Raw genomic sequence first — 9141 nt, forward strand, 5'->3', positions numbered from 1 at the left:
CGGTGCGTTGGTGCTCGGGGGCGGGTAGTGCCTTGCGGTCGAGTTTGCCGTTGGGTGTGCGGGGGAGTGCGTCGAGGTAGAGGAAGTGTGCCGGCATCATGTATTCGGGCAGGCGGGCGCGCAGCGCTTCGCGTAGGTCGGCGATCAGCGTGACGGGCGGGGTGCCGGCGACCAGGTAGGCGACGAGCTTTTTCTCGCCGGGCGAGTCCTGGCGGGCGATGACGGCGACCTGGCTTACGGCGGGGTGTTGCGCGATGGCGGCTTCGATTTCGCCGAGTTCGATGCGGAAGCCGCGGATTTTGACTTGTTGGTCGATGCGGCCGAGGTATTCGAGTTCGCCGCTTGGGAGGCGGCGGGCCAGATCGCCGCTGCGATACATGCGCCCACCGTGGAACGGGTCGGGCACGAAGCGCTGCGCGGTGAGTTCGGGGCGCTTGAGGTAGCCGTCGGCGACGCCGTCACCGGCGATGTACAGCTCCCCGGTGACGCCGATCGGCACCGGCCGGCCTACTGCATCAAGCAAATAGATCCGAATATCGGGGATCGGGACGCCGATGATGCTGCCGGCACCGGGAGCCTGATCGGCCCGGTTGATCTGCTGGTAGGTCACGTAACAGGTCGCCTCGGTGGGGCCGTACATGTTGATGACTTGTGGGGTGTCGTCTCCGTAGCGGTCGAACCAGGGTTGCAGGCTGTGCAGCTGGAGCGCTTCGCCGCACAGCAGGATGTAGCGCAGTGCGAAGGCGCCAGGCGGTGCGGTGCGGTCGGCGTCGATGAGCGCACTGAACCCGGTCGGCGTCAGGCTGAGCACGGTCACTCGTTCGCGCTGCACCAGCGCGCGGAACGCGGCCGGGTCGCGGCTGGTTTCGTGGGGCACGATCACGACGCGTCCGCCGAAAAGCAGGGCACCCCAGAGTTCCGAGACTGAGATGTCGAAGGCGTAGGAATGCCACAGTGTCCAGACGTCGGTGGGTCCGAAGCCGAACCGGGCATCGGTGGCGGCGAACAGGCGCAGCACATTTCGGTGCGTGATGGGCACGCCTTTGGGTTGGCCGGTGGACCCGGAGGTGTACATCACGTAGGCGAGGTCCTCGCCGGTGCCGGGTGTGGTCGGAGCGGCCGCCGGGGTGGGTGGCAGCGGCTCATCGAGGCACACGCACTCAACGGGCAGCGCCGAGAGCTCGCCGGCCAGCGCGCGCTGGGTCAACACCACCCGCACGGCGGCATCCTGCAGCATGAACGCGACGCGCTCGGTCGGGTAGACCGGGTCCAGCGGCAGGTAGGCGCCGCCGGCCTTGAGGATCGCCAGGATCCCGATCACGACGTCGGGGCTGCGTTCGACGCGAAGACCGACCACCTCGTTGGCGCCCACACCCAGCGCGCGCAGGTGTGCCGCCACCGCCTCGGCGCGGCAGTCGAGTTCGGCGTAGCTCAACTCAGTGCGCCCGGAGGCGGTGTCGATGCTGAGCGCGATCGCCTCAGGGGTGGCGGCGACCTGGCGTGCAAACCCGGCATGCAACGTCGCATCCCGCGTCGCGAACGTCGCGATCGGCTCCTCGCCCACCAGCGCAGCGCGTTCCGCGGCGCTGACCGGATCGAGATCGCGCACGTATGTCGCATCCCCGTCCGCCAGCCGCGCCAGCAGATTCACGAGATGAGTAAGCATGCGCGCGATCGCCGCATCACAGAAACGCTCGGTCGAATACTCGAACCGCAGCAGCATCGCGCCGTCGCCGTCGCCGTCGTCGCCGTACGCGATCAGCGCGAGCGGAAAGTTCGTCTGTCCGATGTACGCGAAGTGCCGGCCCGGCATCTGCACGTGAGCGTCGAGCGTCTGGTGCTCGTAGACGATCACGCTCTCGAACAGCGGCGTGCCGCGCGGGATCCCGCTCCACGCATGCACAGCCGCGAGCGGGGAATGTTCGAACGGTCGCAGCGCGATCTGCTGCGACCGTAGCGACCGCAGCCACGGCCCGATCTCCGCGTTGTCATCGACACCAACGCGCATCGGCAATGTGTTGATGAAGAGGCCGGCGATTCTGTCGGCATCGGCGAATCCCGTGACGCGTCCGGCGCGCGTCGCGCCGAACACGACGTCCGATTCGCCGCTGTAGCGATGCAGCAAGACCGCCCAGGCCGCCTGCAACATCGTGTTGACCGTGACGTCTGCGCGGCGGGCCGCCTCGCGAAGCTGCTCAGACAACGCATGCGAAAGGTGCTGCTGAAGGGCGCCGAAAGGCTCGACGCGAGCGGCGTCGGATCTTGGTGCGTCGATCGCAAGCGGCGTCGGAGCGTCGAAGGTGCCCAGCGCCGTGCGCCAGAACGCTTCGGCGGTCGCGAGGTCGAGCGAACGACGCCACGCGATGTAGTCGCGATACGGACGCGCGGGCGGCAGCGACAAGATCTCGCCGCGTCGCGCGGCGTCATAGAGCGCAAACCATTCACGCAACACGATGACCGAGCGCCCGTCGAGCAGCGCATGGTGGAATGTCCAGAGCACGCTCGATTCCCCGCCCGAAAGCTGGGCGACGAAAAGCCGCATCATCGGCGCGCGAGAGAGATCGAAATCGCGGCGGCGATCGGCGCGCAGATGCGCATCGAAACGCTGCTCGGCCACGTCGGGCGCAAGATCGCGCCAGTCGGCGACTGTCGCCGCGAGCTCCGCGTGGGCAAGCACTTCCTGGCACGGCTCGTCGACGTCCGTCCAGCGGAATCGTGTGCGCAGGATCGGGTGACGCTGCATCACATCGCGCAAGGCCTGTTCGAATGTCGCGACATCCAGCGGTTCGCGCAGCTTGAAGATGACCTGTTCGATGTTCACGCCGGCCCCGTGTGAGCTCAGCGCGTGAAACAGCATCCCCTGCTGCAACGGCGACAGCTCATAAACATCGACCACATCATCCATGTGTCATCGCCCCCCCCATCACGCCGAGCAGCCGCGCCTCCCCGCAGCCCCAACTTCCGGGGCCGAAAATCGCAGGGGAACCCTGGCTGGACTTCCGCGTACACAATTTGATGCGCTCCGACTCCTCGCAGCCCACTTCATCGGTTGTCGAGGCCCCCCTCTGAGCGCTCGTACTGTGCAGCAAACTCTACGAGAGAGCGCCAAGTTTCGCCAGTGGTTTCTCGATGGAGCTAACTCCTGTGAGTCTGAGGCCACCTCAACGGGCGCTGACGTGGTCCGTCGAGTCGCAGACCGGTCCGATGCGCCGGGTCCGCTGAGTACTCGCACCAAGTGATTGACGAGTCGGCGGCGGTCGCGGCCCCAGCCTGAAGGTGGTTACGAAACCGACTGGCGGTGAATGTTGAGCGGTCGCGGTCTGAACGCATTGAGCGAATTCTCGCTGGGCTCCAGATCGCCAAGACGGCGCCCGGCAATGAACGATGTACGACCATTTCGAATTACACGTGCGTCGTACGGCGAGGAACCGCCGATGAGTCAATCGCGCAGTTCACGGCCGCTGTCTTCGGCGCCAAGGTTCACGGTGTCGCGCGCCGCGACGACACGGGAGGAGCGGACACCACAATTAAATGTGCCAGTGCCGCAGCTTGCGCCATACCGTCGCCGCTTGACGTATTACAGAACCGATCGGCTCTACCCAGACGGCCCGGATGACGTGTTCCTGTGCCGCTCGTCGTGCCAGAGCGAACCGGGTCGGGTAACGAATTAACGGTCTGTTCCAAGTTCTTTCTTGAAGCGTCTTGCGGGCACGGCTGAGGCGAAGGTCATCCGCGCGGGCGGCGTTGTCAGATCCGATTTGCCGTTAGTCGACCACCTGTGATTTCAGCACACTTGGGTCCAATTCGTTCTGCTCGTCGGATCTTGGCAGGAGGGCCAAGCCAACATGACGCGTCCGATGTCGAGGTGGTCGAGGGTGCAGCGGCAGCGGTCGCATGTAACAAGGCGGGGTGCATGGCGTCGGCCACTCAGCATCCGGGCTGTAGCACTGTGCGCGCGTAACCCGCGGTCTGGTAGAGGTATTCGAACGCCCATCTCGGTCCGGATATGTGAGCCGGGCTTGCCTCCATGACGAGGTCACCGTCGAAGCACTGCCCGAGGATGAATCGGGCGCGGGAAATGTGGGGCCGAAACGTGACGACGATGACTGTGTGCCACCCATATTGGGAAGCCATGAGACGCAGTTGTCGTGCTTCGCCTTTCGTCGTCGGCGGGTCCGGGACAAAGCAGTGCACGGCGAAATCGGGGTGTGCGGCTGCGCAATAGTCGGTCAGCTTGGGGTTATTCGCCCCGCTCGGGTTCGAAATCACCAAGTTGGGCGCCCAGCCCTGCCCGGCCAGGTCGAAGCCATACGAGTATCGGCCATGGTAGGGGCCGCTCAAGATGAGTATTGCGTCGGCGTGGCGCAGTTGGTCGATTTGTGGATGCACATACACCGGCAGCCCGGCGACGGCGGCTGCGGTGAACAGCACGCAGACGAGCATGGCGAAGCGTCGGATCAGACCCCCGCGCACGCGGTCACCGGCCGACAAAGCGCGCCGTCGATGTGCACGGAACGAAGGTGCCCTCGCAACCGGCGTTCGCGGAGGTGGTCATGTCTTCATTCGGTAGTCGGTTGCTGAAACTGGCCGGGTTAAGCACCGGAACTGTCCCTACCAGATGGGTGCCGACAGATGCTAGTACGCGCTCGGCCGAGCCGTCTCGGCAGCAGCACCTCTCTGCCGGACGCGTCATGTGGGGCAACATACGCCGACAGTTGACGTTCGCGAATCAACTACACCTAACCAGGGCCGCACGGTGTCGTCGCCCTCGAGTGCGACGGGGTTGCCGACATGGCGGCCAAGGAACAGCACCGTCTGCGACTGCGCGAACCGGTCAGCCGGCGCCGACACCGAGCCGACGGTGTCCAGCAGACGAGCGACCAGATCCGGCATCGCCTCCGTCACCGCGGCTACGCGCGCGTAATGGAAACGACCGTCGGTCAGCTCATCGACGATGGTCTGCGCGTCCGGATCGTCGCCGTGGCGGTTCAGGAACTCGTCGAGAGTCGGGTATATGACGGAATTCGGCCGATTTTCGTCATTTTCCGTACTCTCGCGGCATCGTCTCCAAGTCGCGGTACTCGCGCTGCACCTCGTCGGGTCCTTCGTACCGCGGGCCTGCGCAAGGGCAAGTCCGACAAGGTAATTCGCCGCGATCGCGGCGAGGAACGTCTTGGTCGACGCGACGCCGGCTATCTGCCGCCGCTACCTGAGGTAACGCCCCATCCGGTACCGCTGGCCGACGGTGTTGACCACGATCAGCCATATTTAGCAATGGCTTCTGACGATCGAAGATTGCCCTCGATTGTTTGCCCATCGTATTCCATCGACAGCGTCGGCACGCCGCAATCGCCACTTTCGGACTCAAAGTTCATTGCCATGCTCCAGCTCTGTCGATGACGCCTGCGGATACCGGGAGAGCATGATCAAATTCTGTGAATATGCAAGAGTACCTGCATATTCAGGAATAGGTGAGCTGACGGCTCGGTCGGGAGAAGTACCCTCTGCCTGCGACCTCCGACCATCTTCTGGGGGACTGACGCGGTGCTGGGGTCGGGTATTTGCCCCTAGAGTTGTCCCCTTCGCTAAGATCACCGCTCGTGTTATTGACATGCTGGTCAGCAAAGTCTTAGCCTGTCACGCAGCAGCGTTGGGCGCGATGCCGTTGAGGTCAAACTCAGGTGCAATCGAAACGAGTGCGTCTCTGCATGCTGCTGCAGCTACCCCGAGGAGGGCGGGCGATGGCCGACCAATCTCATGTTCGGCAATCGTCGCAGTTGACGGCGATCCACAAGGTCGCAAACCGCCCGCATCGCACTGCGGACCGTACGTACATCGCAGGTCGCCGGGACTTGCGAATTCTTGTTGCTTCGGGCCTCGCGATCTCTACGTGGGCGCTCTTTCCGTCAACCCAGTCGGGAATCTACGTCCCACTCCCTGAGGCGTCGACACCCTTTGTCGCAGGCGTCAACTCAGCGGGGGGAAACGTCCTCGGCGATCCGGTCAATTCCCACAGGTTGATTAACGCCGAACTGGTGTCGTCGAAGCCGATGATGTACGGGTTGGCGACGGTGCGGTACACGAGTCCGACGGTCACGGTAAGTCTGGTGCCGCTGAGGGCGAAGCTTCAGGCGTTGTTGATGCTGTTGTATTCCCAATCAGGCGTTGTGGACCAGGCGGCTCTGGAGGAGAAGCTAAAGGCGTTACTGAAGTTGCCGGATTCAGTATTGGCACAGTTGATCGAACACCCTGATCTTGCTGACTTGAAAAAGACGCTGGACGCCGTGTTCCTGGGAACTTCTGATATATCGGGCGTCAAGACCGAGCTGGACAAAATCGATGTGACTTCAGTGCCGGGACCATCCGAGCAGATCGATGTGATCAAAGTAAATGGCAAGCCGGCATACGTCGTGCGTTCGCCCGCAGTCCAGAAGGGCACTGACGACGCTTCTGGATCGGCGGTGTCCTTGCCGGCACCGAGTGAACCGCTAACGGTGACGACGCTATCCCAGGTTGAAGCGCCAGCTGGCCTGATGGCGTCTGCTTTCGCGTTGGCGCCGAGTAGTGAACCGCTGACCTCAGCTCCGGCGGCGGATGGTCAGATCGCGTCTGCTTTTACGTTGGCGCCGAGTAGTGAACCGCTGACCTCAGCTCCGGCGCCAGCTAGTCAGATCGCGTCTACTTTCACGGTGGCCCCGAGCAGTGAGCCACTGAGTAGTACGCCGTCGGCGTCTCCGACGCCAAGCGCATCGGTGGAGCCGACCGGTACCTCGCAGACGTCGCAAGACATCATGACCTCAGGTAACAAGTTCGAGCCAGGTGAGACAGCGACACAACCCAGCGGCGGGGATTCTTCCGCAACGCAGACGGCGACGCCGACGACATCCCCGACAGGCCAACAAAGCCCCGCTGATGCGGGTGGCGTGACAAGTGACGGAGGTACAACCTCCGCTAGCAACAATGAAGGCAGCGGCACGCCTTAGTTCTTCAGGAGGCGAGGCGAGCCCTTGGCAGGCGCCCCGTCCGCGCCACGACAACCTCGGCACAGCAATTATGAGCGGTCATCAACCAGTCGTTGCGAATTGCTTGCTAGAAATACATGACGTCGTTTGTAATTCGGGGCAGCGCATGGTTCATGCAGCACTTGTTGCTAGCAGATGCCGCTCCGGATAGGGCGCGGCGCTGCGCCGAACTGGTTGACTATGAAAAGGCCCAACCTAGCTGGGCCAAGGGCTAATCGGTCGAGCGTTATGTGGGGCCAGCGCGGATTTGCAGCCCAGCCAATGCGATTATTCGAACCGGTTGTCCTCGGCTCTACCACTGTAGGCCCACAAGGGACCTCCGCGGCGCAGTAGTAATTCGCTCGTTTACTTCGATATGTCGCTTGACAGTAGATTTGGCAAAGTCTATGATCGCGTGATCTGCGCCACAGGTTCTTGAGCAGCTGGGCCCACTGGGGAGGTGGTGGCCAGAAATGGCGAGTGAGCGAAAACGCTCGAGCCGGGAAGCGTTGCTCGGCGCAGTCGAAGGAACGCGCGCTGAATCACCACCACGCGCGCCAGCGAGGGGCGAAACGGGATGCCCGAGTCAAGAGATGACCAGCGAATAGTTGTAGTGATTCGATCGAGGTATCGAACGCAGGGATGTTGTACCTGCGGTTGGGTTGGTGGGCGGCATCTGTCACTTTCCTCGGCAAAAATCGAGGCCCTGCTGCACGCGGCTGACAGCGGTTGTGAGCCAGGCATTCCCTTGATTCGACACGGAAGCATCCCATCGGTCGCTCCGCATGACGTTCGCGAGGTCGACGACCACGCTCGCCCTCCCACCGTTGCGCAACCGGTGATGATGAACGCTTCTCCGAAGCCTGTTCACGCGGCGGTCGGTGCGGCACTGGCGGAGCAGCTCGTGAAATACCGCTCGAGCCGCAGAGCTGTCAGCAGTTCGCGCTAGCCGTAAGGGATCCGGGCAGCGTTCAGCCTGAACGCCTTAACCGCAGCCCGATCCCGACAGGCGCACTCGAGCGCACGGCCTATTACCCTCAGTACCGCAGGCCGGCCGACCGTTGGGCTGCGATAGTGAACTGCCGCTGCGTACATGGGGGTTGGCACGTGATCGGGATCGACACCGAGGTACGGGCATGACGGTGCCGCCATCGCCGGACTCGTGGGACGAACTCGAGCCCGACGATGCCGACACTGGTCCGCTGCAGATTTCAGCGCAGGCACCCGCTGTGGACGACTCGTGGGAATCTGAGCGTGGCCCGTGGGCGGACAAGTTCGATGCGCCGTTGATTGTCAACCCGCGACCGGTGCATCGCGAACGCAAACCCATCATCGTGCTGGGGTCCGTCGGGCTGCTCGTGGTGCTCGTCGTGGGCGGCCTGATCTTCTGGCTGGTGCGTCCAGCCTCCGAAAGCACAACGAGCGGCGGCGACACCACTGCAGCGGCCGCGCCGACTGCATCGAATCCAGACGCCGATCGGCTGATGCGAATGGTTCCCGCGGGTTACTCCCCGAGTGCATGCAAAGCGGTCGCCACGCCGAAAGACGCGCTGGCACAGGTCAATTGCGACGCGAATTCCGATGCGGGCGGCCCGCTGTCGGCCACGTACTCGTTGGCCTCGGACAAGACCGCGCTCGACGCTGCGTTCAACGACATCGTCGCGGCCTCGACCAGGGTCGATTGCCCCGGCAATATCCAGTCACCGGGTCCCTGGCGCCGCAACGCCACTCCGGAGAAGGTCAGCGGGGTGCTGTTCTGCGGCGTCCAGGGCGGCAGGCCAACGGTGATGTGGACCGACGAGCCCCGATTGGTGGTCAGCGCCGCCCAATCAGGGCCTCAGGGGCCAACTTTGGATCAGCTGTACGCGTGGTGGTCGTCCCACTCCTGAGCCGGCGACCGTCACCCAGCGGGTGCGGGCGGAACCGTGGTCACCGGGGTCGCCGGCGTCCCCTGGCTGCCTGCGGGTTGTGGCGTCCCACCGGTGCTCGCCGGCATCGGCACACCTTCCGTGCCGGCGGCGGCCGGTGCGCCTTGGCTGCCCGCGGCTGCCGGTGCCCCTTGGGCGCCTGCGGGTAGTGGTGTTCCTTGGCTGCCTGCCGGAAGCGGTGTGCCCTGGCTCCCTGTCGGCAGAGGTGCTCC

General features: G+C 64.0%; 4 protein-coding genes and 3 pseudogenes. 2 read left to right on the forward strand and 5 right to left on the reverse strand.

Annotation, left to right across the window (positions count from 1 at the left end; all coding sequences use genetic code 11):
- From VJV41_RS15660 to VJV41_RS28990, 4 genes and pseudogenes are all read right to left on the reverse strand, one after another.
- Positions 1 to 2905, reverse strand: a 2905-nt coding sequence (locus tag VJV41_RS15660; protein WP_325335250.1) for an amino acid adenylation domain-containing protein, incomplete at its 3' end; no start/stop codon positions are given.
- A gap of 1022 nt (positions 2906 to 3927) precedes the next feature.
- Positions 3928 to 4473 (reverse strand): hypothetical protein, encoded by a 546-nt coding sequence (locus tag VJV41_RS15665; RefSeq protein ID WP_325335252.1) that lies wholly within the window; start codon positions 4471 to 4473, stop codon positions 3928 to 3930.
- 291 nt (positions 4474 to 4764) lie between these two features.
- Positions 4765 to 4950, reverse strand: a pseudogene (locus tag VJV41_RS15670) (hypothetical protein); the annotation flags it as partial.
- 106 nt (positions 4951 to 5056) lie between these two features.
- Positions 5057 to 5190: pseudogene (locus tag VJV41_RS28990) on the reverse strand (hypothetical protein); the annotation flags it as partial.
- Between the two features lie 551 nt (positions 5191 to 5741).
- On the opposite strand from VJV41_RS28990, the gene VJV41_RS15680 reads away from it, so the two are divergent.
- Positions 5742 to 6983: a hypothetical protein gene (locus tag VJV41_RS15680; RefSeq protein ID WP_325335254.1), complete on the forward strand. Its 1242-nt coding sequence runs from the start codon at positions 5742 to 5744 to the stop codon at positions 6981 to 6983.
- 1154 nt (positions 6984 to 8137) lie between these two features.
- Positions 8138 to 8890, forward strand: a complete 753-nt coding sequence (locus tag VJV41_RS15685) for a hypothetical protein (RefSeq protein WP_325335256.1) — start codon at positions 8138 to 8140, stop codon at positions 8888 to 8890.
- Between the two features lie 11 nt (positions 8891 to 8901).
- Here the strand turns inward: VJV41_RS15685 and VJV41_RS15690 are convergent.
- A pseudogene (locus tag VJV41_RS15690) lies at positions 8902 to 9141 on the reverse strand (phosphopeptide-binding protein); the annotation flags it as partial.

It is taken from the genome of Mycobacterium sp. (genome assembly GCF_035274705.1).
GTDB lineage: Bacteria > Actinomycetota > Actinomycetes > Mycobacteriales > Mycobacteriaceae > Mycobacterium.

Excerpts from the sequence above, each read along its gene's own strand:
- VJV41_RS15685 (WP_325335256.1), top strand. The coding sequence starts at position 8,138 with ATGACGGTGCCGCCATCGCCGGACTCGTGGGACGAACTCGAGCCCGAC.
- VJV41_RS15680 (WP_325335254.1), top strand. The coding sequence starts at position 5,742 with ATGGCCGACCAATCTCATGTTCGGCAATCGTCGCAGTTGACGGCGATC.